At 46.7% G+C, this 26,676-nt stretch carries 13 protein-coding genes; 6 read left to right on the forward strand and 7 right to left on the reverse strand.

The features are described 5' to 3' along the window. Positions 1 to 9 precede the first annotated feature (9 nt). Positions 10 to 1,395, forward strand: coding sequence for a sulfatase (locus tag D1614_RS01275; RefSeq protein WP_119436066.1), 1,386 nt, complete (start codon positions 10 to 12; stop codon positions 1,393 to 1,395). Positions 1,396 to 1,578: 183 nt separating this feature from the next. Beyond that, positions 1,579 to 3,141, forward strand: a complete 1,563-nt coding sequence (locus D1614_RS01280; protein WP_119436067.1) for a sulfatase family protein — start codon at positions 1,579 to 1,581, stop codon at positions 3,139 to 3,141. Positions 3,142 to 3,437: 296 nt separating this feature from the next. On the opposite strand, the gene D1614_RS01285 is transcribed toward D1614_RS01280, so the two are convergent. The 7 genes from D1614_RS01285 to D1614_RS01315 form a co-directional block, all read right to left on the reverse strand. Beyond that, positions 3,438 to 6,761 carry a DUF5107 domain-containing protein gene (locus D1614_RS01285; RefSeq protein WP_119436068.1) on the reverse strand — a complete coding sequence of 1,108 codons (3,324 nt, stop codon included), beginning with the start codon at positions 6,759 to 6,761 and terminating at the stop codon, positions 3,438 to 3,440. A gap of 12 nt (positions 6,762 to 6,773) precedes the next feature. Further along, the gene (locus D1614_RS01290) at positions 6,774 to 9,599 is read right to left on the reverse strand and encodes a DUF8487 domain-containing protein (RefSeq protein ID WP_119436069.1); all 2,826 of its coding nucleotides are present in this window, start codon (positions 9,597 to 9,599) and stop codon (positions 6,774 to 6,776) included. 11 nt (positions 9,600 to 9,610) lie between these two features. Continuing rightward, a complete protein-coding gene (locus D1614_RS01295) occupies positions 9,611 to 11,572 on the reverse strand; it encodes a glycoside hydrolase family 97 protein (RefSeq protein ID WP_119436070.1) in 1,962 nt (653 codons plus the stop codon). An 8-nt stretch (positions 11,573 to 11,580) separates the two neighbouring features. Further along, complete coding sequence (locus D1614_RS01300) at positions 11,581 to 12,975, reverse strand: sugar porter family MFS transporter (protein WP_206609889.1); 1,395 nt, start codon at positions 12,973 to 12,975, stop codon at positions 11,581 to 11,583. A gap of 21 nt (positions 12,976 to 12,996) precedes the next feature. Beyond that, positions 12,997 to 16,269: a DUF8487 domain-containing protein gene (locus D1614_RS01305; protein WP_119436071.1), complete on the reverse strand. Its 3,273-nt coding sequence runs from the start codon at positions 16,267 to 16,269 to the stop codon at positions 12,997 to 12,999. A gap of 64 nt (positions 16,270 to 16,333) precedes the next feature. Then, the gene (locus tag D1614_RS01310; RefSeq protein WP_119436072.1) at positions 16,334 to 17,827 is read right to left on the reverse strand and encodes a sulfatase family protein; all 1,494 of its coding nucleotides are present in this window, start codon (positions 17,825 to 17,827) and stop codon (positions 16,334 to 16,336) included. A gap of 4 nt (positions 17,828 to 17,831) precedes the next feature. Further along, entirely contained in the window at positions 17,832 to 20,108 is a 2,277-nt protein-coding gene (locus D1614_RS01315) for a glycosyl hydrolase family 95 catalytic domain-containing protein (protein ID WP_119436073.1), read from the reverse strand. A gap of 325 nt (positions 20,109 to 20,433) precedes the next feature. On the opposite strand from D1614_RS01315, the gene D1614_RS01320 reads away from it, so the two are divergent. From D1614_RS01320 to D1614_RS01335, 4 genes are all read left to right on the forward strand, one after another. Further along, positions 20,434 to 21,345 carry an AraC family transcriptional regulator gene (locus D1614_RS01320; RefSeq protein ID WP_119436074.1) on the forward strand — a complete coding sequence of 304 codons (912 nt, stop codon included), beginning with the start codon at positions 20,434 to 20,436 and terminating at the stop codon, positions 21,343 to 21,345. A 163-nt stretch (positions 21,346 to 21,508) separates the two neighbouring features. Further along, positions 21,509 to 22,135 carry an RNA polymerase sigma-70 factor gene (locus tag D1614_RS01325; protein ID WP_119436075.1) on the forward strand — a complete coding sequence of 209 codons (627 nt, stop codon included), beginning with the start codon at positions 21,509 to 21,511 and terminating at the stop codon, positions 22,133 to 22,135. Between the two features lie 67 nt (positions 22,136 to 22,202). After that, complete coding sequence (locus tag D1614_RS01330; RefSeq protein ID WP_119436076.1) at positions 22,203 to 23,171, forward strand: FecR family protein; 969 nt, start codon at positions 22,203 to 22,205, stop codon at positions 23,169 to 23,171. Between the two features lie 176 nt (positions 23,172 to 23,347). Then, on the forward strand, positions 23,348 to 26,647 hold the full coding sequence (locus tag D1614_RS01335) for a SusC/RagA family TonB-linked outer membrane protein (RefSeq protein ID WP_162304372.1): 3,300 nt from the start codon (positions 23,348 to 23,350) through the stop codon (positions 26,645 to 26,647). The last annotated feature ends 29 nt before the right edge of the window (positions 26,648 to 26,676 follow it).

Raw genomic sequence — 26,676 nt, forward strand, 5'->3', positions numbered from 1 at the left:
CCAATCATTATGAGATCAAAAATACTGTTACTGCTGGTTAGCCTTTGTTTTTCAGGTATCAGCCTTTGGGCGCAGGCCCAGAAGCCAAACTTTATCATTATTTTGGCAGACGACCTGGGCTTTGCTGATTTAAGTCTGAACGGAAGCAAGCAAATACCCACACCGCATATTGACCGCCTGGCAGAAAACGGCGTAAACTTTACCAACGGTTATGTTTCCGGACCGGTTTGCAGTCCGTCGCGGGCGGGTTTGCTCACCGGAAGAAACCAGGTAACCTTTGGGCACGACAATAACCTGAGCTCTGTTCAACCGGGCTTCGACGAAGAATACAACGGTCTGCCATTAAGCGAAACCACCATTGCCTCCCGTTTGAAAAAGCTTGGTTACGCAACCGGATTAATCGGGAAATGGCATTTGGGCGAATTGCCAAAATTTCATCCGCTCCAGCGTGGATTCGACGAAATATGGGGCTATACAGGTGGCGGACACGATTACTTTTCATCAAAACCGGATGGAAAAGGCTACCAGTGTCCGATTGAATGTAATTATAAAACGCCTCAGCCGATCACTTATATAACCGATGATAAAGGGGACGAATGTGTTGATTTTATTCGGCGGCATAAAGAGGAGCCTTTCTTTTTGTATGCTTCGTTTAATGCGCCGCATGCGCCTATGCAGGCTACCGAGGCCGATCTGGAGTTGTTTCAACACATTGCTGACAAAAAACGCCGTACTTATTGTGCCATGGTTCACCGGCTCGATGTAAATGTTGGACGGATAATGCAGGCGCTGGAAGAGAACGGAGTCGCTGAAAATACACTGGTGGTTTTTCTGAGTGACAATGGCGGTCCCTGCGATTCGAATGGGTCCATTAATGCCCCTTTCAACGGGCAAAAGGGGATTTTACTGGAAGGTGGAATTCACGTTCCTTTTGTAATGACTTGGAAGGGAAAACTGCCTGCGGGTTTAAGCTACGAAAACCCGGTTATTTCGCTCGATTTGGCGGCTACTTTTTTTGAACTCGCAGGTGGAGAGAAAAACCCGGATGTAAAATTCGACGGAGTTAATCTTGTGCCTTTTCTGCTGAACGAGAAGGCCGGGGAACCGCATGAGTTTTTCAACTGGCGGTTTACCATTAGCGCCGCTATCCGGCAGGGAAACTGGAAGCTGGTGCGTTTGCCCGATCGTTTGCCCATGCTTTTCGATTTATCAAAAGATATTTCTGAACAGAATGATGTCGCTCTTGATCATTTGGATGTTACAAAATCGCTTCTGAAAAAACTGGGCGACTGGGATGTATCGTTGCCGCACCCTGTATTTTTGGAAGGCCCTCAGTGGCGTGTCCGGCAATTGCACCTGTACGATAAGGAGTATCAGTTGTCGCAACCAGAATAAGATTCTAGTTTTACCTCGATTTCATCCAATATTTACCCGGAAATCTCAGGGCAATTGATGATTGTTTAATACTTTAGCATACTACAAATAAAACGACCATGTCTGTGCAGCTGGAGGCTTTCTGAAACCAGGATGAATATCAGCCGGCTGAAGAACCGTTAAAAACAAACAATTCTAAATCATATGAAAAAGATTACATTATTTTTTCTTGGAGTCATTGCCATTGCGCTGGTTTTCAGTGGATGTGCAGGGAAGTCAGGAAAAGTTGCAACCGAAGAAGCTGCAAGCGCCAAGCCGAACATTGTTGTTATTTACCTCGACGATTTGGGCTACGGCGATGTGGGGGCTTACGGGGCTACCCAAATTCAAACGCCCAATATGGACCGCCTGGCAAACGAGGGAGTACTTTTTACGGATGGACATGCGTCGTCTTCTACATGTACACCCAGTCGTTATGCCTTGCTTACGGGTGTTTACCCCTGGCGAAACAAGGATGCCAAAATTTTACCCGGAACAGCTCCGCTTATTATCGATACCGCGCAGCAAACCATTCCGAAAATGCTGAAAGAGCAGGGATATTACACAGGTGTTGTGGGTAAGTGGCATCTTGGTTTGGGAAGCGGCCATGTGGATTGGAACCAGCACGTTTCGCCCGGACCCAACGAAATCGGTTTTGATTATTCCTATATTATGGCAGCCACGCAAGACCGGGTGCCAACGGTTTATCTTGAAAATGGCCTGGTGGAAGGACTTGATCCGAATGATCCGATTGAGGTGAGTTACAGCCAGAATTTTGAAGGAGAACCAACCGGAAAAGACAACCCGGAATTATTGACGATGAGATGGGAGCACGGGCATAACAACTCAATTGTAAACGGTGTACCCCGCATTGGTTTTATGAAAGGTGGCGAAAAGGCCAAATGGAGCGATGTGGATATGGCAGATCATTTTCTTGCCAAGGCACAAGCCTATGTAAAGCAACATAAAAATGAGCCTTTCTTTTTGTATTATGCTTTGCAGCAGCCGCATGTTCCGCGTACGCCGCACCCAAGATTTGTAGGTAAAACCGATCTGGGGCCGCGCGGCGATGTTATTGTGGAAGCCGACTGGTGTATTGGTGAGTTCATAAAAACACTCGAAGAAGAAGGAATTCTGGAAAATACGTTGATTGTATTCTCGAGCGACAACGGGCCGGTACTAAACGACGGGTATTACGACGATGCCGTTGAACGGAACGGAGATCATACACCCGCCGGGCCACTCAGAGGTGGAAAATACAGTTTGTTTGAAGCCGGAACACGCGTTCCTTTCATCACCTATTGGAAAGGAAAAATCGAACCCGGAACATCGGATGCGCTGGTTTGTCAGATGGACTTGCTGGCATCGCTGGCCAGATTGGCCGGAACTACTGTTGATAACACCGACAGCGAAGAATTGCTGGATGTGCTGATGGGAACCAGCAAAGAGGGGCGCAGTTCGCTGGTTTTGGAAGCAACTTCGCGTACCGCCTATCGTGAAGGCAACTGGTTGATGATCCCTCCTTACAACGGTCCGGCTGTTATTTCGTCGGTGAACATTGAAACAGGAAATTTGCCTGAATTTCAACTCTACAATTTAAGCGACGACCTGGGACAGCAGAATAATCAGGCAACAGAAAACCCTGAAAAATTGCAGGAGATGCTGGATGCTTACAAAGCAATTATTGGCGCATCTAATCCGAAAGTGGAGGCGCTGGAATTAAAATAGGCAATTGACAGAAAGCAGAATATTTCCATATTTATAACGGAAGTATTCTGCTTTTTTTCTGAAAGTCAATTTTTAAAAATATCCAATTCTCAATTTTGAATGTAAAACATCCAACAAAATCCGGAAAATTGAATATTGCGAATTCTACATTGGATATTCTGCATAAAAAAACAAATCCCGAATAGAAGTATCCATCTTAACTTTCATTTTTGTTGGTGATTCCCCAAAATCATGATGGTTTTGTTGTTTGATTCGAGATCTCTCCAAATCACGCAAACACCCTTCTTCTTAAATTCTTACATCTCTTTTACCAATTCACGGGCGCCGGTGTGCATGGTGTTCAATTGTACCACTTCCGAAGCAATCCGTTTTGATTCAGAAATGTTTCCCAGGCCTTTTTCTGCCAGTGCCATAAGGTATTTGTTTTCCCAACTGCTGCGTTTTTGCAGGTCGTCGTCAAAAACCAACAGCAGCGGCAGTGAGGTAGCAAAATAGTCGATCTTTACTTCTTCCTGCAGTTTCTGTTCGGCGTATAATTTCATCTTTTGCAACAATTCACAGGCTTCGGTTTCCCGGCCCAGTTCTCTTAACGAAAGGGCGCTGTAATACGTGAGCTCCGAGAAAGCGCTTACCTCCATATTGATAAAGTCGCCCTCTTCGCTGGCACTTGCCTCAAAGTGCTTGCTGGCAAGCCCGTCGTTTTCCAATGTTTTGTACGCTTTGCCCAACCAGTAATTTATATGGGCAACAGCCTGTAAGGGGTGGTATTTTTCTCCCAGGTTGTCGGGGGTGTTGATGGCGCGCTGAAACCAGTCAAGTGCCTGGTCTGCCTGCTTGTTTTGAAGGGCTTCCTGCCCGAGGGCTAAGCAACTGTACGTGTATTGTTTCAGCACCTGTCCTTCGCCGCCTTCCCAGGGGTGAAAGTTGTGACTTTCAAGAAGCCGAAGCGCTTTTTTGTGCTGTCCGGTAAAATTGTACAAGGCAGCCAGTTCCACACTAAAATCGTCGCGGGAAGTTATTTTTTCCCGGAAAGGTTCCAAGTCTGCCAAACGTGTAAGCGGATCGTCGTTTTGTTTTTTTCTGAGCTGGTCGTATTCGTATTGGATGCGCATGTCTCCGGGCGAAAGCTCAATGGCTTTCCGGTACCAATGTGCAGCTTTTTCCCCTTCGGAAGAATAATTCCAACAGGCAATGCCGAGGTTGCGGTACAGGGTGGCATAGCTGCAGCCGTTGTTGGCCGCTTTTTTCCAGGTTTCAATGGCATCGGCATGGCGTTTCAGGTTGTAGTAATAATTTCCCAAACCATAAGCCGCAAGCGGATTATTCCCAGTTTTTTCCAGCGCCCATTCCAAAACCAGTTGTTCATTTATTCTTGATGGAAAGAAATAATCGTACGAAAGATTTTCTGTCTTGTTTAAAAGTTCGGTTGACTTTGAATGCTCACCGGCTTTGCTGTATAGCCAGGCCTGCATAAAATACGTGGACGGCGATACATTCATCGGGGTGGGAACTGCATATTCTGTTACTGCGTTTTGGTGATGCCATTTAATCAGGCTGATGGCCTCTGCATAAAACCCGGCATCGGCGTAATCAAAAGCCGTGTCGATGATCACCTGTGCATCGTTGCCGCCGGAGCTCAGAAAAGATTGGAAGTTTCCAGTCAATACCGATTGTTCGTAGTTGGCCCATTGGTCGAGCGCATCTTTTTTTCTTAGTTCATCGAGTGTTGCGGCGGCTTCCTGTGGTTGCCCGGCTTTTCGTTGCAGGATGGCTTTTAAAACCAGTGCTTTGTTGTTTTGCCGGTTGGTGTCAAGCGAAGCTTCGATGTGTTCCTGCGCGGTTTCAAAGTCCGATTTCCGGCAATCCAGCAATGCCAGCTGGTAATAGGCGGCCGAGCGCCACTCGTAATTCCAGGTTGATTTGTAGAAGAACGCGTAAGCTTCTTCCGTTTTTTCCTGCTTCACACAGGCAAGTCCGCAGTAATAATGTGCTTCGCCGGTTGCCGGGTTCGGATGATAGCGGGTGATGATTTTTATGGCCTTTTTCAGATGATCCTCTGCTTTAGCAAACTTCCCGATTTTGCAAGCCGAGCGCCCCAGCGCAATGTGCGACCGGTAACTGTCCGGATCGCGTTGGATCGCTTCCTCGTGGTAGGTTTCCGCTTTCCGGGTAGGATGACGGTACAGTTCAAGGTGTTCTCCGATAAGCTCCAGTTCGTTAACACTGGTAATTTCATTTGCCTGTTTGGGTTCAAAAGCCAGGTTTCGGCTTCTGGCAGCCCTTGTTTCCCGGTGATGGTACGAAATCAGTTCCTGTCCTTCGGCGGTTTCCACGCTCACCGAAAGCATGTTTTCCTGTCCGGCCGTTATTGAAATATCCGGGCCTTTCCATGTTTTTTCGGGAGATATTTCGATGTGTTCAAAAATGCTTGTTTCATTTCCGGTTTTTAGCACTACGCGCAGGTTCTCAAAACGCTTGCTGGCAGCTACTCCAAAATCCAGTTTGTTGCCTTGCCGGATTTGCAAACGCACGGCCATATCTTTATTGGCATTCTGAACCGGCCCCAGGTTTTTGTAGCTCCACCAGAACTGCGAGAATGTTTTGGTTTCGTAGGGCAGGAGGTAGGTGAAGTCGGGTTGATTGTCGGTATAAACGCCTGCCATCAGTTCAAAATAAGGGCCGTCTTCATCGGTCAGTTCGCGGTCCCAGGCTTTGCCAAAAGCCTCGTTACCCCAGGTCCACTGCTTTTTGCCGGGGGCAATGTGTCGGTTGGCCACATGCACAAAACCACCATCGGCTTTAAAATCGTAACCTCCGAAAAAATCATAACGCGTGTCGCAAACCATGTAGCTGGTTGGCACCGGAATGTCCTGGTAACGACGCAAATCGTTTTTTCCGGGGCGCCGGTGGTAAGGAACTCCGTAATAATCGTTTTCTGCCAGCGGGAAACTGCTCATCGCACGTACAGCGTGGTCGGCCACATAATCTACATCGGGCGGAAAAAAGCTTTGGTAATCATCGTGCACCCGAACGGCTACATTCGCCCACCAAAGAAACGTGTGGGTTACGGGTGTCGGGTTGTACAATCTTCCGCGCAGCTCAATCAATGAACTGTCGGGACGGAGCCGTATGCCGTGCATACCTTTCAAACGGTTCATGGGATCGTATTCCGACATCCATACGGTGCGTGCGCCATCTGCTTCCTCTTCGATGTGTACTGAAGTTGGCAGGTAGGTTCCCGGACGGTGGTGCTGGGGCCAGTTAAACTCAACGCCGCCGCTAATCCAGGGGCCGGCAAGCCCCACCAAAGCCGGTTTTATCACGTGTTGTTTGTAAAAGAAATCGTAGTTGTTGTTGGCTTTGTCCTGTGCTTCAAAAATACGTCCGCCTATTTCGGGCAACATTACCAGGCGCACAAAATCGTTTTCAAGCCTTACCGAATCGTATTTTTTATCCTTTTTCTGATCGAAAACTTTATCGATAAACGGAACCGGATATACTTTGCCTGAAGATCCCTGGTAAACCCGTTTTTCAAAAAACATCGGGTTAATCTCAGGTTTCCCCAAGCCATAAGTCGGTACTATTATTTCCTCTCGCTTACAAATTACTTGGTTGATCATTCTCTGAAAAAACTAGTTGAACATTTTTTGTATTTCTTCGGGGGCCAGTTCGCTGGCCGGTGCAAATTTCTCGCTGCTCATGTACTGCAACAGGCTGTATTTTAACTGACGGGCTTCCGGCCGGTTTTCCAGGTCGGAAGTTAAATCGATGCCCGAAACCAGCAGTTTTCCTTTTCCCACACGGGCCTCAAAAAGTAGGGCCAGTTGGCGGTTGGTCACCCAGTCGTCGATAACCCTGACGATGGGTTGCAGTGGTTGTGAAAAAGCTTCAAGCATGATTGCATTTGAATGGCTCATGGCATCCCACCACTGCCAGTTGGAGTGGTATTCGGTGGGGAATTGTTCCAGCGCCGGATGCTCAGGATCGCACAAAATCCCCAGTGTGTGCGGTTTTTGACCTCCTGTCCAGGCGGTATTCCAAAAAATACTGGAAAAGCCAATGCCAATATCTCCTCCGTATGCTGCGTTTGTGCTGCCTTTTAAGGTTGTCAGAAGTACATCCTCGCCATTCTTTAAGGCATCGATGGTTCTTTTATCAAGCGTATTAACCACCCTGATATTTTTTGAAACCGAAGGCACCTGAGCCGGATAAACCCAGCAGTCCCAGCTATTGAAAAAACCATCAATATTTACTTCGAGTGTTACTTTTCGTGGGCGGTTTTCAGCCTGAAATTCATAAACGACTTGTCCCAGTTGAAGGCCGTTGCCAATGGAAATATTCTGTTGCCCCAGTGTACCTTCGGCAATTGTTTTGTCGCCTTCCGTAAGTTTCCATGCCGGGTTGGCTGAAATGGGATTTTCGCCAAAATGAGCCACTTCGATCGCGGCAGTCAGGCTTTCGCCTTCGTTAAAAACTCGTTTCGGAAGCCTTGCCAGGGGCACGGTGGTATTGCAAAAACGCCTGTACTCTTCGGGCGAAATGTAGCCTTTTTCTTCCCAGAACGGATCGAGAACGCCCACCAGTGCAGTTCCCTGTCCGGGGAAATCGTGTAAGTCGAGCAACTGGAAACCGGCAAAGCCCGGTGTTCTCAAGGCCGCTTCAATATCGGCTTTGTAACAAAGTGCCTGCAGTTTTCCGGAGGCCAGTAAAAAGCTGTCGGCCAGTTCTTCCATGTGGTGGGCTTTCAGGCTTTCGCGGAAAAGCTCGAAATTTTTGGCTTTTAGTACGCCTGTATATTTTTCAATTTCCCGGAAGTTGGGATACACACACCACTGTCCGATTTCGTGGCTGACCACGGGGATATCGTATTGCGCTATTTTATCCGTCCAGTCGTAATTGCTTCGGGGAGGTTCGGAATTGATGATGCTGTTGAGCCCTTCGTTCCAGCGTTGAATACGCGGCTGAGGAATATTGTGGTACTGATTGACTACCAGTGCCGGCCAGCCGCCTCCGCTGGTATACACCCGGCGTGAATCTTTTTCTGCCCAATGCTTCACAAAGCCGGTGAGAAATTCTGCGTGGTGCGGGCCGCCGGGCTCGTTGCCGTATGCCATCATTACAAACGACGGATGGTTGCCATACGCGTCCACAATTCGTTCGCTTTCGTCCATAATGTACTGATCGATGGGCAGGCCGCTGCCCAGTTGCGTACTGACATTGGCCCACGACGAACACTCCACCTGCAGATAAATACCCATTTCGTCGGCTGCCTTAAAAGCGGCTTCGGGCGGGCACCACGAGTGAAAACGGACATGGTTGAGCCCATGTGCTTTAACCGCGGAGTATATTTTTTCCCAGTATTCTGTTCCGGTTGGAGGATAGCCGGTTAGCGGGAAAATGGCACATTCGAGTGTTCCGCGCAAAAAAACGGGGCGGCCGTTGTTGGTAAAACGTGTGCCTTCCGGTTTGAATTCGCGCAAGCCAAAATCGATCGTTTTATGATCGGTCTCCTTTCCTGCTTTTAGCTGTAAAATCAGTTCATAAACGTTGGGGTTGAACTCGTCCCAAAGCAGGGCATCTTTTCCCAGTGGATAGCTCATGGTGAGCTTGTTTGTTCCGGGGGTAAGCTGGTAGTTTTCTGATTTTTTGCTGACCGAAGCACCTGTATTTTTAAGCACTGCACCTGCGCTGAGGTTTGCAGTCTGAGGTTCTTTCAATGTATTGACGACGGTAGCTTTGATGTGAAGCAGTTTGTTTTCCACATCAGGAAATACAGCCACATTGTCAAAAAATATTTTGCCGCTGGCATTGAGCGAAAGATCGCCAACAATGCCGTTCCAATTGGATTGGGTGTGGTCGGTAATGCTGTGTGAATCGATGCCCGGATCAACCTCTTTTACACGATTGTCGATGCGGATGGCCAGCGTATTTTCGCCGGCTTTCAGAAAGGACGTGACATTGAAAACATGAGGCACTGCCAGGCTGTTTTGAGTTCCAACATGTTCTCCGTTTATCCACACATCCGATTCCCAGTGAGGACGTTCGAGGTTGAGTTTTACGTGTTGTTGCTCCCAGTCTTCCGGAATAACAATTGTTTTTCGGTACCATGCTGCGCCGGTGTATTTTTTCTCGGGCTGAAGCCAGTACGGAATGCGGACATTTTCAGCACTGGTATAAGGCGCATAATTCTCGTCATTGAACCAGAAGTGGTTTTTTAAAGTGCCTGTCCATTGTGTTTCAAAGGTGATGTTATCGCCTTTGCCGTTTTCTACCATTGATCTCGGTAAGTGCACACTTTCCGGCAAATCGGTAGTGTACCATTTCTCATTGATTCCCTGGTCATCGGGATCGGTCCGGAACTGCCATTCGCCCGAAAGGTCGATGGTGGAAGCAGAACGTTGGGAGCAGCCGGTAAAGCTGGCCAGTATGATAAGAGTATAAAAGAATAAAGTTTTCATTTTTCCAGTTCTTATTGATTTTCAGAAGGAGTAATTCGTGCTACCCAGCCACCGCCTGAACACATTTCGATGGTAATTGGCGTGCCTGCTGTTATGTCTTTTAGGATCAGCTGGTAGTCTTCTGCGCGGGTATTGGCATTTAGTCCATCCTGCACAGCTTCGAGCAGGTATTTCCCGGGCGCCAGAAAGTCGGTGTTTATGGTAAGCGTGCGTTCGTCCCAATTGGTGATGGCCCCGATGTACCAGTCGTTACCAGAACGTCTTGCCAACGCGGTGTAGTTGGCCATCTTGCCGTCGAGAAGCCTGGTTTCGTCCCATTCCACCGGAATTTGCGACAGAAACTGCGTACATTCTTTTTCCCGGTAGTAGTCTGAGGGCGAATCGGGTAACATGGTCATGGGGCTGCTGAGTATCACAAACAAAGCCATGGCATGTGCTCTTGTTCCTTGTCCCATCGGGTAATCGCCCAGTGCTTTGAAGTTGTTTTTGGTTGAATTTCGCAGGGTTGCCGGAATGTAATCCATGGGGCCGGTAAACATTCGGATATACGGCAGAATGTTGTGGTGCTCGGGCGAATCCTCGGTTGTCCAGCCGTTGTATTCAAACTCGATTAGCCCTTCGCGGGTTAGCACGTTCGGATATTTCCGGCGTAATCCGCATGGTTTGTAGGCTCCGTGAAAATCGACCACCATCTTTTTTTCAGCCGCTTTCTGGGCAACTGCCTCGTAAAATTCCACCATTTCCTGGTCGTCGCGGTTCATGAAATCCATTTTTATTCCGCGTATTCCCCAACTTTCAAACAGGTCGAAAGCTTCGTCCCATTGTTTTTCGAGGGTTTTCCAGATTACCCACAGCATAACGTCAACACCTTTCGTGCGGGCATATTCGGTTACTTCGGCCATATCCAGTCCGGGTACTGCCGCCAGTAAATTGTCTTGCGGGCTCCAGCCATCGTCAAAAAGAAAATACCTGAAACCGTGTTCTGCACAGAAATCAATAAAATATTTGGCTGTTTCGGTATTGATTCCCGCTTTAAAGTCAACTCCGTAGATATTGTTTTTTGCCCACCAGTCGAACATTACAACGCCGGGTTTTATCCACGACGTATCTTGAAGCGCATTGGGCGACGAAAGCAGGTAAACCATGTTGTTGTCGATCAGGCCGGCTTCATGGTCAGCCACGGCAAAAATACGCCAGGGGTAGCTTCTGTTTCCGGCTACTTTCCCGATGTAATCGAAGGTTTCGGTAATTTGTCCGTGCACATACACACTGCCGGTGGTCCTATAATTTTTCGGATAAGGCGGATGGGTGCTGTTTAGCTGCGCTCCGCCTGTACCTTTTAGCCACAAGCCCGGGTAATTGTACAGATCGGCTTCGGTTACGAGCACAAAGGTTCCGTTTTGCTTTTCGGCCAGCAAGGGCAAATGGCACAGTTGTTCGTTTTCGATTGCTGAAACAGCTCGGTGCTCGTAAGGCGTTTCGTACGAGGAGTTAAACGAGCCCGACGCCTGAAAGCGGATCGAGTCTTTTTCATCCAAAACAAGCGACAGGTTTTCGCTGTAAACGGTTAAGCTGTCTTTTGTGGAAGTAAAAAAACGATAGGCAAGTCCTTCGTCAAACAAACGAAAAGTGATTCCGCTTTTGTTTTTGGATCTAAATTCGAGCTCGTTGTATGTGTTTTGAATAGTGGCAGCTTTTTCGCGGATAAACGGTTGTATGGTTTCATCAACCGATCTACGGGTAGTTTTTAAGCCTTTAAATTCCGGGGTGCTTAGCAGATCTTTGTCGGTTTCCATCGAAAGATTTTCGAGTGTAAGAAGGTTGTTCCCATTTTCGCTCAGAAGTACCGAGATACTTTCAGCGACAGAGATTTTGGCTTGTAACTTTCCGTTGGGCGATTGCAATGCATACTCATTGGCAAAAGCGAAGGAAATGAGGAAAATACAGGTGATAAGCAAAACTGTTTTTTTCATGCCGGCTTTTATTTTAGGATGTTTTTTTCAATTTCTTCGAGGCTTTTCCCTTTGGTTTCGGGGAGTTTCTTCAGGATAAACAGGAATCCGGCAACGCTGATACCGGCATAAAGCCAGAAGGTTCCCGAGGCATGCAGCGCCTTGTTCAGGATGGGGAAGGTGTAGGTGAGGATAAAAGAGGCTATCCACAGCGAGGTGGTGGCGATGGCCATGGCGGCTCCGCGCACGCGGTTCGGAAAGATTTCGGAGAGCACTACCCAGGTAACCGGAGCCAAAGTAAGCGCATAAACTGCGATGGCTAAAACCACGAGGATTAAAATCAGCAGGCCCTGAACTTCCCAAAAATAGCTGCCTCCCAGAAAAAGGTAAATCACCGCCAGCCCCAACGACCCGAGCAACATCAGTTTTCGGCGGCCCCAGCTGTCGATCATTCGCATGGCCACCAGTGTAAACACGAGGTTCACAGAACCGGTGATGACAATGTTCAGCAGCATGTCGGAAACCGAATACCCGGCTGAGGTAAACACTTCTTCAGCATAATTAAAAATGACGTTGATGCCGCACCACTGCTGAAAAACCGCCAGTACGATACCGATCAGCAAAAGGGGCCTGATTCTTTTTCCCTTGAGGGTTTTCCAGTCGATTTTCCGGGAAGCGTCTTTCAGGGTTTCGGCAATATCTTTTTCAACGGCTTGGGCATACACGGCGCCTCCGATTTTCTCAAGAATCTTTTGAGAAGCTTCATTTTTACCTGATTTGGCCAGGAAACGCGGGCTTTCAGGAATTAAAAAAGCGAGAATGAAAAAGGCCGCAGCAGGCACGGTTTCGGCCCAGAACATCCAGCGCCAGCCCGTTTGTCCGTTCCACGACTGGGCAATAAATTCATCGCTGGCACCGGTCGGTACCTTTTGGGCGATGAGGTAATTGATGATTTGGGCGGCCAGAATCCCGATTACGATGGTAAGTTGGTTGACTGCCACCAGCCGGCCACGCATGGGAGCGGGAGAAATTTCAGCAATGTACATGGGCGAAATGGCGGAAGCAATGCCGATTCCCAAACCTCCCAGCACACGAAAAACTATAAAGGGTGCAAATTGGTTAACGGCACCTGTTCCAAGGGCCGAAACGGTAAACAGCAGGGCGGCAAAAATAAGCGGCAGCTTACGCCCGAAACGGTCGGCCAGCCAGCCGGATAAGGAAGCACCGAACAGACAACCGATCAAGGCACTGCTCATGGCCCAGCCTTGCAGGTTAGCCGATTGCGTGATGTCGAAAAAGCGCTCGTAAAAAGGTTTGGCACCACCAATTACCACCCAGTCGTACCCAAACAGCAGGCCGCCCATGGCCGATACCAGGGTAATCCCCAGGATAAATTTTTTATTGAATTTTTGATCGTTCATCATTGGTTTACTGTTTTGCCGGTTCTATTCTTTTAATAATACAACTTTTGAAATCATCAGGTTGGGACCGCTTAGTACTTTGGTTTTTAGTCTGAGTTTACCATCGTTACTGTCTTCGCGCATCACATGAAATTTTACCCATTGACCTTCGCCGGTGTGGTTTTCGAGTTTGGTTTTGCGGCCTTCGAATTCAAGCAGGCCGGTGCGCCCGTTTTGGTTCCAGTCGCTGAAATGAACCAGCAAGGTTCCCAAAATTCCGTCGGGACACTGGATGTTTAGTTCCATTTCTTTCCCGTGCCAGGCCGAAACATGATCATCTTTCCATACTCCGTCGGCTTTTACCGAATAGCTGACATTTTTTGCAACGATAACATGGTCGAGTTCTTTTTTCCAGGGGAGATTTTCATTGTTAGCCGATAGCCTGGCTGCTGCATCCAGATAAAACAGGGCACTTTCAAAGTCGTCCGGAACATCTAATTTTTCGGCTTTGGGAATAAGCGGAAACAGCTTTTTCAGCCAGGTTTCGCTTACAGGTTCTGCGGGTTGAAAATCCTCAGAGTTCATGTATTTCAGCAAACTGAACCGGAGTTGACGGGCAACCGGTAAATCCGCATCGAGATTATATCCGCAAACCAGCAGCTTTCCATTGCCAACTTTTAATTCGAAAACCGAACCCACCTTGTTATTGCGGTGAAAATCGTCTACAGGCTGGGCCAGCGGATGGTAAGAGGCAGGCAGGTCGTTTAGTATAAAGCCTTTGGCATTTTGGCTGATGGTTTCCCATTGCCAGTCGGAATGATAGGAGCTTGGAAATTCGGTAAAGGCCGGATGGTAGTTGTCGACCAACAGGCCAATGTTGGTTTTTCCCTGGCCGGGAAAAAAGGTAAGCGACCAGTACAGCGGATAAAAATGTGCGCTTACCGCGTTCTCTTCTGTTCCCAGTTCGTTGGCATTCAGCAGTACTTTTCCGCCGTTGCGAAGTTGTTGAAAGGCCACGCTGTCCAGCTCCGAACAGACATAAATGTCGTCACCGTTGTTAACAGCCGGGAGCTTTTCGGGATACACCCAAATGTTCCAGGAATTTTCGAAGCCCGTGTTTTCAACCTTGATGCTTATCTGCAACTCCTCTGCTTTTTCAAACCGGTTTAGGTTGAAAGAGATATTTCCCAGTTCGCTAAGCGAACCTTGTTGGAAATTGCCGGGCAGAAAAGTGCCACCGGCGAGTTTATTCCCTGATTTGCTGGTGATCTGCCACTGGCATTTCTCGCGAAGGTCAGCATTTCCGTAATGCGCCAGCTGGGCTTGAGCCGTAAATGTTTCGTTGCTTTGCCAAACCATTTTTTCCATCCTCAGGAGCGGGACTGTTGTATTAAAATGCTGTCTGAATTTTTCAGGAGTTGTAATGCCTTTGCTGTCCCAGAAACAATCAAGCCAGCCGATAAGCGCCTCGCCCTGCCCCTGGTAATCCTGAATGCTGAGCAACTGTACACCGGCGCATTTTTCGGTACGCAGAAACGACTCGGTTTCGTATTTGTACATGATTTGGTTGAGTGCGCCCGATGCCTGCACCAGCTTTTCGTTTTGCCCGGCAATCCCGTTTTCTTCGGCCTGTTTTTTCATCTCGGCAAGGTTTCGGGCTTTTAAAGTACCGGTGTATTTGTCGATTTCTGTCCAGCGCGGGTAAACCGGCCATTGCCCGATTTCGTGCGCAATTACGGGAATGTCGAGTTTGCCGTAGTTTTCATTGAAGTCCCAGTTGGTGCGGGGCCCGTTTAGGCCGCGGGTACGCCCAACTCCCGGAATATTGTGGGTGGCGTTAAAATCGTCTACTTCGGTAATCTGCCGGGCGGTTGAGACCGAATACAAGCGCCGCGGGTCTTTTGCTTTCAGGTCGGCCACCCACTTTTTCATTGCATCGAAATCGGAGTTTCCCAGTTCATTTCCGATGCAAAACAGGGTGAATGAAGGATGATTTCCATAAAAATCAACCACGCGGTTCATTTCCTTTACCACAAAACTGTCGCGCGAAGCATTGTGCCCCAGGCCTTTGGGAAAGCCTTTGGTGTTCATTTCGGGCCGCCCTCTTTCGATGTTGTCCACACTCATCCACCAATCGATCCAGATCGATGCCTCGGCCTGCATGTAAATTCCCACACGGTTGGCAGCTTTAAAAGCAGCTTCGGGCGGGCACCACGAGTGAAAGCGAACGTGGTTCAAACCATAGTCTTTGTAGATGCGGAAAATACGTTCCCACTCTTCCACCTTGCACGAAGGATAACCGGTTAGCGGAAAATGAACACAGTCGAGGTTACCACGCAGAAAAACGGGATCTCCGTTAATCAGTATTTTGTGTTTGCCGGCGGTAACTTCATAAAAACCAAATTCTGTACTGTAATTATCCGAATTTTTGCCGCTGTTTAAGGCTACCTCCAGCTGGTAAACTTCAGGGGTAAATTCGCTCCATTTTTTTAGTTTTCCCTGAACCGGTATCTGGATTATAAACTGTTGCTGTCCTTTTTTCGGACGGAAAATTTCTTCGCCTTCCAATACATTCACTTTTTCTGAAACCGGGCTAATGGCATATTTCAGGGCAAGCGGTTTTTGCGACGGAGTATTGAGCGTAACTTCCACTTTTAATATGTCTTCTTCAATATCCGGAAAAGTGCGGACTGCGCTGATATGAACCGGATCAACCGCCTTCATTTCCATGCGGCCAACAATGCCGTTCCAGATACTTTGCGTGTATTCTCCGTAGGCATGGCCTTTGTCGCCAATGTTGTGAATCATTTCATTGTCAACCACAATGGTAAGCTGATGACTGCCAGGCGATAATTTTCCAAGATGATGAACATGTGGCGTTCCCAGTGCATCGTCGGTGCTTCGTTCTTCGCCGTCGATCAACACCCGGGACTCCCAAAGTACGCGCTCCAAAAACAATTCAATATCCTTGTTTTTCCACGACGCAGGTACCTGTATCTCTTTTGTGTACCAGGCTTTGCCGATGTATTTGTAAGAGGGAGTGAGTATCCCGAAATCGGAGGAGTCGGTTTTAAAGCCATAGCCAAATTGGGCAAGTGATGCAGGGAGTGTTATGCTTCCTTCGGTTTTGCATTCACCGTTGGCTTTTTTTACCCATTCGTTCTCCGGATCGAGCTTTACCTGCCATTCTCCGGAAAGATCGGTCGGCTGGCTTTGGGCATAACCCGAACAGTGTAGCAAGAGTGCAATCACTATTAATTTTACTTTTGAAAGAGGCTTCCGAAGGTTTGAAAAAAATGAAATTCGCTTGGTCTTCATTTGAAATGTTCGTGTTTTTATTGTCGGTTGATTCCTTAAATATCAGTTTATTCAGGTAATTAAATTAGTATTTTCCAATGTTTTCACTGCACCAGTTTGTATAGGCGTTTTGAAGTTCCTGTACTTTTTCGGGCATTTGTTCTGCCAGGTTTATCCGCTCTCCGGGATCATTTTCAAGGTTAAAAAGTTTCAGGCTTAAGTCGTTGGAAATGGGTTTGATGTAATAGTTGGAAGGACGTCCTTTTCCCCACGATTCGTTGGTGTTGGTCAGTTTCCAGGGGCCTGAGCGCACGGCCCAGGTGTTTCCCCATTTCCAAACCAGCAAACGATCTGAACCGGAGGCGTCAGCGAGCAGATTTTTGCCGTCAATGGTTCCGTCAGTTAGGGTAACTCCGGCAGCTTCCGCAATTGTTGGAAGGATGTCGACTGCCGAAACATAGCCGGTATTTGTGCTGCCGGCTTTTACTTTGGCGGGCCACGAAATGGCCATCGGGACACGTATACCGCCTTCCCACAACGAGTATTTTCCTGCCGAAAGCGGGGCATTCAGTGCACCGGTTATGGGCGAGCCGCCATTATCCGAAATATAAACGATCAGCGTGTTTTTGTCCAGCCCTTCCTTTTTCAGTGCATCCAGTATACGGCCAATGTTGTCGTCAAGGCAATTCAGGTTGGCGAGGTAGTATTTGCGCATATCCTCGTCTTGAATTGCGCCCAGCCGGGTGTATTTTTCGTAATAAGCAGAATACGAGCCCGGAGGTTGGTTGCCAAACGTTTCCATGCTGTCAGGATCGTAGTTGTGAATAGGTTTTACCTGGTATTTGTCGAGGTACTTTTGCGGAACCTCGTGAATAACGTGGTGGACCGAATTGTAGGCCAGTGTCAGAAAAAATGGCTGGTCCCGCTTGGTTTTCACATACTGAATGGCTTCATCGGTGAAGATATCGGTGAGGTAACCTTTCGGATAGCTTTTGTACGTGTTGTTGTGCATCAGTGGCCCCAGGTGGGCGCTGGTTCCGTTGGGATCGGGAGTTCGTTGGGCTATTTCCTCTGAGTTCAGCCAGTAATCGTGGGCGTGAGCGCTAAAACCCAAGAACTCGTCGTAACCGTGGTTGAGTGGGTATTCGCGCACATCGAACCTGTGGTAATTGGTGCCAAAATCGCTTTTGCCAATCCGGGCCGTTGTGTAACCGGCTTCTTTCAGGTATTCGGCAATGGTTTTTACCGTGTCGGGCAAACCCGGCCCCCAGCTGGCTTTTTCGTCCCATCTGAACTGGTATTTCCCCGTATTTAAACCGGCTCTCGACGGACTGCAAACGGGAGCAGTGGTGTAAGCCTGCGGAAATATCATGCCGCTTTCGGCCAATCGTTCCAGGTTGGGGGTTGAAACTTCAGGCGAATGGTTCTGGAAAGGCGAAAAGTCGGCATAACCCTGGTCGTCGGAAACGATCAGAAGAACGTTGGGACGTTGCTCGTTTGACTGATTCTTTTGGGCGGAGCACCCGAAGAGAATAGCAATTGCAACTGACAGTATTGCATATTTTATTGACTGATTCATAAGATTAATTTTTTCTGGTCAAACGTATCGTTTCGCCTTCTTTTGTGTCAACTTTGATCGTGTTGTTTTCGAATGAATAGTCAGTAGAGGCACTGAACTCATCATCTCCAAAGGGATTTTTAAGTAACAAGTTACCGCCTTTTTCTGCTACAATTGTTACCTGCTGCGTTTTGCCGTCTTTCATTTGAGCCGATACAAGGAAAGCTCCGTTGGCTCTGAGTTTGTCGAAGCCAGCGTTTTTCCAGTCGGCAGGCAGGGCGGGAAATACCGCTATTTTTCCGGTGTGGCTTTGCAGTAACATTTCCTGGATGGCGGAGGCAAAAGCAAAATTTCCTTCGAGCGTAAACGGCCGGTAGGTGAGATTGGAATGCCCGGCTTTGCACTGGTCGCCATTCAGGTGAAATGAATTTTTAGAACAGAAACATTCAGCAAAAATCCGAAGGGCGTCGGCAGCTTTTTCTCCGTCAAAAGCCCGTGCATACAAATTCCCGAGCCAGCTAAAGGAGTAGCCAGTCCACTGAGAAGAGCCATTGGCTTCGAGGTTTTTTAAGGTATTCTTGATTAATGTCCGGTCGTTTTCGCTGTTTGAGAAGTCAACCAATCCCAGCGGATGAAAAGCCAGCAGATGCGAAAAATGCCTGTGCGATTGGTTGTACGGAAAGCCGGGAGCAAACATAAATCCACTTTCCGGATCGGTGGCATAATCGGGCCACTTTTTCAGTTCATCTCCCCATTTTTGTGCTTCGTCGTTGAGCCCAAGTTCCTGGGCACATTCCTGTGCTTTTTCAAAGGTCCAGCGAATCAGTGCGAGGTCAAAATTTGTGGTTTCAGCAAACCATGCTTTGGCTGAGTTATTGTAAATCTCGGGACTGGAGCTCATTTTCAGCTTTTTCATTCCCGATTCGGTAGTCACCGAAACCTGTTCAAAAAACAAGGCGACTTCTTTTAGCCAAGGATAGGTTCTGGTTGCCAAAAAGTCCCGATCCATGCTGTAGCGCCAGTGCTGGTAAAAATTATGCCCGAGCCAGGCAGCAACGGTTTGTCCCATCGAATACTGGATCCAGCCACCCATGGGTTCTCCATCGAGCGTTGTAACTCCCGGAACGTTCAATCCATCGACTTCAAAATAATCGCGGGTGTATTTTTTAAAAGCCGGGCGGTTGTTCCACAGCCAGTCAACAAATCCGTTTTCAAGCTGGAGGTGGTTTCCCGCATACGAAGGCCAGTAGCTTAGTTGCGTATTCAGGTCGTGGTGGAAATCACCTTTCCACGGTGGTATCTGGCCGTTGTCGGCAGTCCAGACCGCTTGCAATGAAATAGGAGGGGTGTTGGCACGGGCCGCCGCCCCAAATTTGTACATTTCCAGGTAGTACTGTTTCTGCAGAAGAGTGTCCGGAATGCTTGCCGAAGATGCACTCCAGTAGTTTTTCCACCAGTTTTTATGGGTTTCAAATGCTTTGTTGTAGCCGTTTAATTGTTCGGCGGAAGCTACCTCGGAAGCAGAAATGCCCGCTGTCTTGTTTTTCGACGAGGAAACAGACCAGCAGCCTTCCATTTTGTTTTTCCCGGTTTGCCATTGAACGTGTACTTCGTAGGTGAAGTTGTTCCAACCCTCCTGGGTATAGGTAATGTTGTTTGTTTCCTTTTGGATGGTTCCCGGCGGGTATCCCAATTTGCTTAGCGATTGGTTGCTTTGCTGTTGTTCCCTTTCTCCCTGGTAGTCGGGGGCGATCAGCTCTGTCTCCAGGCCTTCGGGAACATTTTCAAAACGATACCAGCCAATGGGTTTGTCGGCATGAATAAATGCGGTGAATCTTGCACCGTTTTCCCATTCAACAATGCTGCTGGCGGTGGATAAATCGAGTGTTGCCTGTTTTACTTTTCCCAGTTTGCTGATGTCGATTTCCAATGCCGCCGCCGGAATTTTTGTAGGGGCCGCATAGTTATTCGACGGACGATCGAATTCCTGAAGAACGGTTTGGTAGTTGTCCGATTTCCAGTAGTTGTAAACATCATTGAATTTCCAGTTGTCAAAATCAATGTTTTCCTTGGGGCGAAGATCCCAAAGGTCGGCCCTGTCGAGCGACATGCGAAGTTTGCCTTCTTTTTCCCAGATCAGGCAACCCAGCATTCCGTTGCCCAAAGGAAGGGCTTCATCCCATTTTTGGGCTAATTCGTTAAACACCAGGTTTTGTTGTGCGGAAGGTTCGGTCTGTACATTTTTGCTGCACGATAAGGCCGCTAAAAATGCAATAAGCAAAAGCAGGCTGGTTTTATTCATTCGTTTAGTATTTTATCATTGCAGGTTCGTGATTCCTGAAATCATGCACGTTTTATTTGCTCACTTTTCGGTGTTGAGATACTTCCAAAAGTGACGGATAATCAACTTGTCGAAAGTAGTGATCTGCTGCATTTTCTTCAATGGATAATTTTATTATTTCATGTAGAATCCGATTATTGTAATATTTGAGGGCATTTTTTCTGAATTGATTTATATTGCAGATTTAGATTGCTTTCATAAGGTAAATAATGGCACTTGAATGAAGTGTTAGATTCAATTGATGGATGATTCGGTTTAGTTTTAGTCGCACTAAAAGTTATGGAAAATGACTCACGGTAAATTTGAAACAAGTCCTAAGATGGGCAAAGAAGACCGGTTTTTTGGCGACCGGAGTGTGGTATTGTCAAAAAATCAGCTCGAATATGTGAAAAGAAATGCCAGACTTGGCCAGCTGTATTTCAGTGATATTGGTTTTTATCCGAATGCCAAAAATCATTTTCGACAGCGAAAAAAAGGCATTGGGGAGCATATTCTGATTTATTGTGTCGACGGTTTTGGTACGATAGACGTAAACAACCAGGTATTTTCGATTTCGCCCAATTCGTTTTTTGTGATTCCCGCTGAATTGCCGCATTCTTACTGGTCTTCCTCCCAATCGCCGTGGTCGATTTACTGGCTTCATTTTGGTGGAAAAAGAAGCTCCGCTTTCGAAGATTATTTTGGCAAAATAAACGCTTTGCCCCATTCTTCTGATTCCCGGACCGAGGACCGGATTCGTTTGTTTAACGAGATACTGACGGTACTGGAAGCAGGCTTTATTAACGAAAACATTGAGTACGGTAATTTGTGTCTGAATGGATTACTGGCTTCGTTTTTTTATGTTAACACCTATCGGGCTGCAAAAGGAGTTCAGAGCTCGGACCCGGTTGACCGGGCCATTTTTTTTATGGCAGACCAGTTAAAAGAAACCTTGACAATTCGCGACATTGCCAGCCATGTAAACCTGTCCGAATCGCATCTTTCCAAATTATTCCGGAACAAAACCGGGGCGTCGCCGCTCGATTATTTTATCAAGCTGAAAATGCAGGAAGCAATCCGTTTGTTAACCAATCAATCGATGAATGTAAAAGAAGTCGCCTTTCTACTGGGGTATAAAGATCCGTTTTATTTTTCGAGGCTATTCACCCAACACATCGGCGAAAACCCCAAGTCGTTTTTAAAAACCACGAGGAAGTAGAAACTTAGCTCGAAGAACCTTGAAGGCAAAATTAATAGCGTAGTATGATTTGCGGGCTTTCTGTTATGTTCATTCGGCTTTTCAAAAATTAATTACCTTTAGCGTCCGTAAAGTTCAGGCTTGAGCTGGTTATAATCGAGTAATTACAGGTAGTCCTCAGTGTATGAGCCAATCATTCGTGTCGCAGAAATATTCAATGAAAGATGGATCAAATGATCTTATCGAAAAACTCAGGCAAGGAAATGAGGCTGCTTATATTTCATTGTTTAATGATTATTATTCGCTGTTGTGTGCCTATTCGAGACGATATGTAGGCCGAAAGGATATTGCAGAAGAAATTGTATCTGAAACTTTTTTTAACCTGTGGAATAACCGAAAAAAACTTGGTTCTGTTTCGTCGATAAAAGCCTATCTTTTTAAAGCGGTGGCAAACAATTCGCTTCAATATTTACGCAAGTTAAAAAGCGAGAAAAAAATTGAAGATTACTTTTCGTCTACCGATGGTTCGAATATCGGGTTTAAAGAAGTGGCCGAGAATTTAACGGAACAAAGCCTTTTGGTGCAAGAGCTTTCCATACGAATTGAAGATGCGGTTAACCAACTGCCGCCGCAGCAACAGACTGTTTTTCGGCTAAAAAGATTTGAAGGGAAGACAAACAAAGAAATTGCAGATGAAATGGGAATTGCTGTAAAAACCGTTGAAATGCACTTGTCGAAAGCCATGTTGTCTCTTCGAAACGACTTGAAAGATTACCTACCTGCCTTTCTGCTTTTTCTGCTTCTGAAATAAAAAATCACATTTCAATACAGGGTTTTTACTTTTTGCTGCATCTTAGTTAAGGATACAGTAAAATTAAATGGAGAAAAATACTCATAGCATTATTATCCGATTGTTCAGTGGTGAAGCTACCCCTGGCGAGAAAAGGCAAGTCGGGGAGTGGCTTAACCAAAACAACGAAAACCGAAAGTTGTATACCGATCTGCAGGAAATCTGGTTGTCGGGCGGCAGTTATTCGGAATACAACCAGCAGGATGCGATGGAACAGTTTTTCGGGAGAATCCGAAAGAAAAAGGCGCGGATCTACCGAATCAATGAACTGATTAAATATGCCGCCATCGTGATGCTTCTTATATCCTTGCCGGTGTTCTATTATCTCGGAAAAGAAAGTCTACATTCAGAAGATACCTATACTACCATTACCTGTGCGTTGGGAGACAAATCAACCGTGGTTTTGCCCGACAGTTCACTGGTTTATTTAAACTCGGGCAGCAAACTGGTTTTCAATACTAATTTCCGGGGAGAATCGCGGAGTGTATGGCTGGAGGGAGAAGGTTATTTTTCGGTCACAAAAAATACCGGTATTCCTTTTATTGTGAAGGCTTCTGATGTTACAATTGAAGTGCTGGGTACCGAGTTCAACCTAAAAGCCTATCCGGGCGAAAAGGAGATTGTGGCTACGCTGGTGGAGGGAAGTGTTAATATGGCGGGCAAGTCGCAGCAGATAATCATGAAACCCTTTCAGAAAGTGGTTTATAGCACGGCAGACAGTAAAATGAAGCTGTTCAGCTTAAATGATATAACACCCGAGACAGAATGGAAAGAAGGCAGACTGGCCTTTAGAAACGAGTCGCTGGCAGAATTGGAATTAAAGCTTGAACGGTGGTTTGACGTGGATATTGAATTTGCAGACGAAGAGGTAAAGTCCCGCAGATTTACAGGAATACTGGAGCGCGAAAGCATCCTGGAAACGATATCCTATTTCGGAACCTCAAAATACGTCGGCTATCGCATTGAGGACAATAAAATAACATTCTACTCAAAATAAACAATTACAAACGAATGAAATAGTATGATTAAAATGAAAAAGAGGAAGTGTTGGGCCACTTCCCCTTTAGTAAAATTTAAACCGAAGTTTAACTTTAAAATGTATTCAAATTTATGAATTTAAAACTATTTCTTCGATCCTATCGGGGGATTGAAGTAAAAAAGTGTGTAAGAATTATGAAATTAACGTGGTTTCTTATTCTGGCTTTAACCTTGCAGGTAAATGCAAGCCTTTGGTCGCAAAACACCAAAATGGATGTAACCCTTAAAAACACATCCTTGCTGGAGCTTTTCAATTACATTGAAAGCAACAGTGAGTATCGTTTTTTTTACAGCAACGATGAAGTGGATGTAAACAAGAAGGTTACAGTGCTGGCTGATAACGAAGTTATTGGCGATATTCTGATGCAGGCATTTAGTGAGCTCCCTTATTCTTTTAAAGAATTACGGAACAATATGATTTTGGTGGAACTTAAAAATGTGTCAACTGAGTCTGTTTTAAGTCAGCAAAATTCAATTTCAGGTAAAGTGACTGATTCTTCGGGAGTTCCTCTTCCGGGCGTGACAGTACTGGTAGTTGGAACGGGTAGCGGTACTGTTACCGATGCGGATGGAAAATACGCTTTACCCAACGTTCCGGAGAGCGCTGTGCTGCAATTCTCGTTTATCGGGATGAAAACACAGGAGATTGCGGTAAAGGGAAAGAGTCAGATCAATGTGTCGATGCTTGAGGAGTCGATTGGTTTGGAGGAAGTTGTGGCGATTGGCTACGGAACCCAGGCAAAGAGCAATATCAGTTCCTCGATCGGTAATTTTAAGCCTTCGGAAATGACTTCCCGGCAAACGACAGGGGTGGAAGGATTGCTGCAAGGACGTGTTGCCGGGGTTGTAATATCGTCTTCATCCGGAATTCCGGGAAGTAGAAGCAGGGTAAATATCCGTGGTGCCGGCTCGTTGTCAGCAAGTAATGAGCCTCTGTATGTGATAGATGGTGTCCCGATTAATTCAGCCTCAAGTGCCGACCTGGGCAATTATGGGCAGTCAATGAATATCATGGATATTTTGAACCCCGAAGACATTGAATCGATCAACGTTTTAAAAGATGCTTCTTCTGCTGCCATCTACGGATCGAGAGCCACCAACGGGGTAATTATCATTACTACCAAAAGCGGGAAACAGGGCAAAACCCGGGTTTCGGTAAATGCGTCTACCGGTATGCAGTGGCTTCCCCGCACCGATAAACTGCAGATGGCAGATTCGAAAACTTACCTGGAAGTGATTAACGAAGCCATTGATAACTGGAACATTCAAAAGGGAACCAATGAAACTCCCCGCATCGATAATCCTTATCCGGGAAAAGCCGATACCGATTGGTTGGACCTGATTCTCCGGAATGCAAAAGTTCAAAATGTTTTTCTTTCGGTTACCGGCGGGAATGAGAGCTCCAATTATTATATCTCAGGAAACATTAAGCACCAGGAAGGTGTGTTCAAAGGGAACGCTGTTGACCGCTACAACCTGAAATTAAAGCAGGACAGAAAAATTTCCAATGGTTTTACCCTCGGAACAAACGTTACTTTAGGGTATAGTCAGAACAACCGGGTGCCAACGGGTTACAATATTGGCTCGAACCTTATTCCCCGTGCTTTGGAGCAAAGAACCTGGGATTCGCCGGTTAAGCCTGACGGCAACTGGTACAGGGGAGGAGTGGAATTGTTGAACCACAACCCGGTTCAGATTTTGAACGAGGAAGATGTTTATCTGAACAACTTTAAAACCATTGCTTCGGTGTATGGCTTGTTCAAAATTACGGAGGCCTTATCGTTTAAATCTACTCTTGGTGCTGATATTGGATACACCGAAGAGCACATTTATTATACTTCGCAACATCCATACGGGAACAGTGTAGGGCGCCTGGTTGACGGACGTCGTTGGTTGACTTCCTATTTAACCGAAAACCTGGTGACCTATGATAAAATGTTTGATGACTTGTATGTGAATGTAATAGCCGGTCACTCGTTTCAGCACGATGGTTCTTCCATGGCCGAACAAACCGGAATCGGCTTTCCATCCAGCTCGTTCGATGTAAACTCGGTGGCTGCTGAAGTACAGAATGTTACCACGGGGCTCTCGGCGTATGCGCTTCAGTCGTTCTTTACCCGGGCGCAGTTTAATTACGACCGCAAGTATTTATTGTCCTTGTCGATGAGGGCCGACGGATCGTCAAGATTTGCACCGGAGAACAGGTATGGTTATTTCCCGTCTGTTTCGGCCGGATGGATTATGTCGGAAGAAGGATTTTGGAAAGCGAAAGGAATTTCTGCCAAAGTCCGGGCTAGCTACGGATCAACCGGAAACCAGGCCGGAATAGCAACATATGCTTACCAGGCGCTGGCTGGCGGTGGTTATAACTACAACAATAAAAACGGATTGGGAATTGCGACCGCCGGAAACCGGAACCTGGAGTGGGAAAAAGCAAATCAAACGGACGTTGGGGTGGATCTTTCGTTCCTGAAAGGTGCGTTGACTTTTACGGCCGATGCTTTTGTTAAGAACACAAAGAATCTTTTGTACAGCAGACCAACTGCCGCCACAACCGGTTTTACAACTTACATGAGCAACATTGGATCGATGCAAAACAAAGGGATCGAATTCACAGCCGGTTATAATTTTAACCGGGGAGGTTTTAGTTATGAAACTGATTTTAATATCTCGTTTGTGCGAAACCGTTTAACTTCTTTACTGGGCGACGATGTTATTATCCGGCCGGATGCCACGCATATCCTGAAAGTAGGCGAAGAAGTCGGTAGCTTTTACATGGTAAAACAGATCGGTATCTACCAGAGTGATGATGAAATTCCGGAAAAAATATATGCCGAAGGAGTGCGTGCAGGTGATGTTAAATACGAAGATGTAAACGACGACGGTTACATTGACCGCGAAAACGATTCGCAAATTGTAGGATCGGCGAATCCAAAATTTACGGCCGGCTGGAACCACTCGCTTAAATACAGAAGTTTCGACTTAAGCTTCTTCTTTAACAGTTCGTACGGAAATAAAGTATACCAGCTCTGGACCGGAGGATATCGTTTAGGAAACGGCTATTGGCCCATGTTGCAGGACGAAGCCGATAAACGCTGGACCGGACCGGGAACAAGTAATTCGGTTCCCCGCGCCATTTACGGGGTGTCGTGGAATTCAACCAAATTTCCTTCAACCCGGTTTCTACACGACGGCTCATACATTCGTTTACGTAACATAACATTGGGGTACACCATGCCTAAAAAATGGGTGAGCAAGTTAAACATTGCCAGTTGCCGTTTGTATGTGCAGGCCGATAACCTGTTTGTGCTTACAAAATATCCGTTGCTGGACCCCGAGGTAAGTGTTAGCCTCTCGCCGGTTACAATGGGATACGACTTCCTGTTGCCGTCTCAGCCTACTGTTATAAACTTTGGTGTTAACTTAAAACTTTAATCGCATGTGTAAAAGGAATTTAATCACAA

The organism is Maribellus luteus (genome assembly GCF_003576475.1).
GTDB classification, from domain to species: domain Bacteria; phylum Bacteroidota; class Bacteroidia; order Bacteroidales; family Prolixibacteraceae; genus Draconibacterium; species Draconibacterium luteum.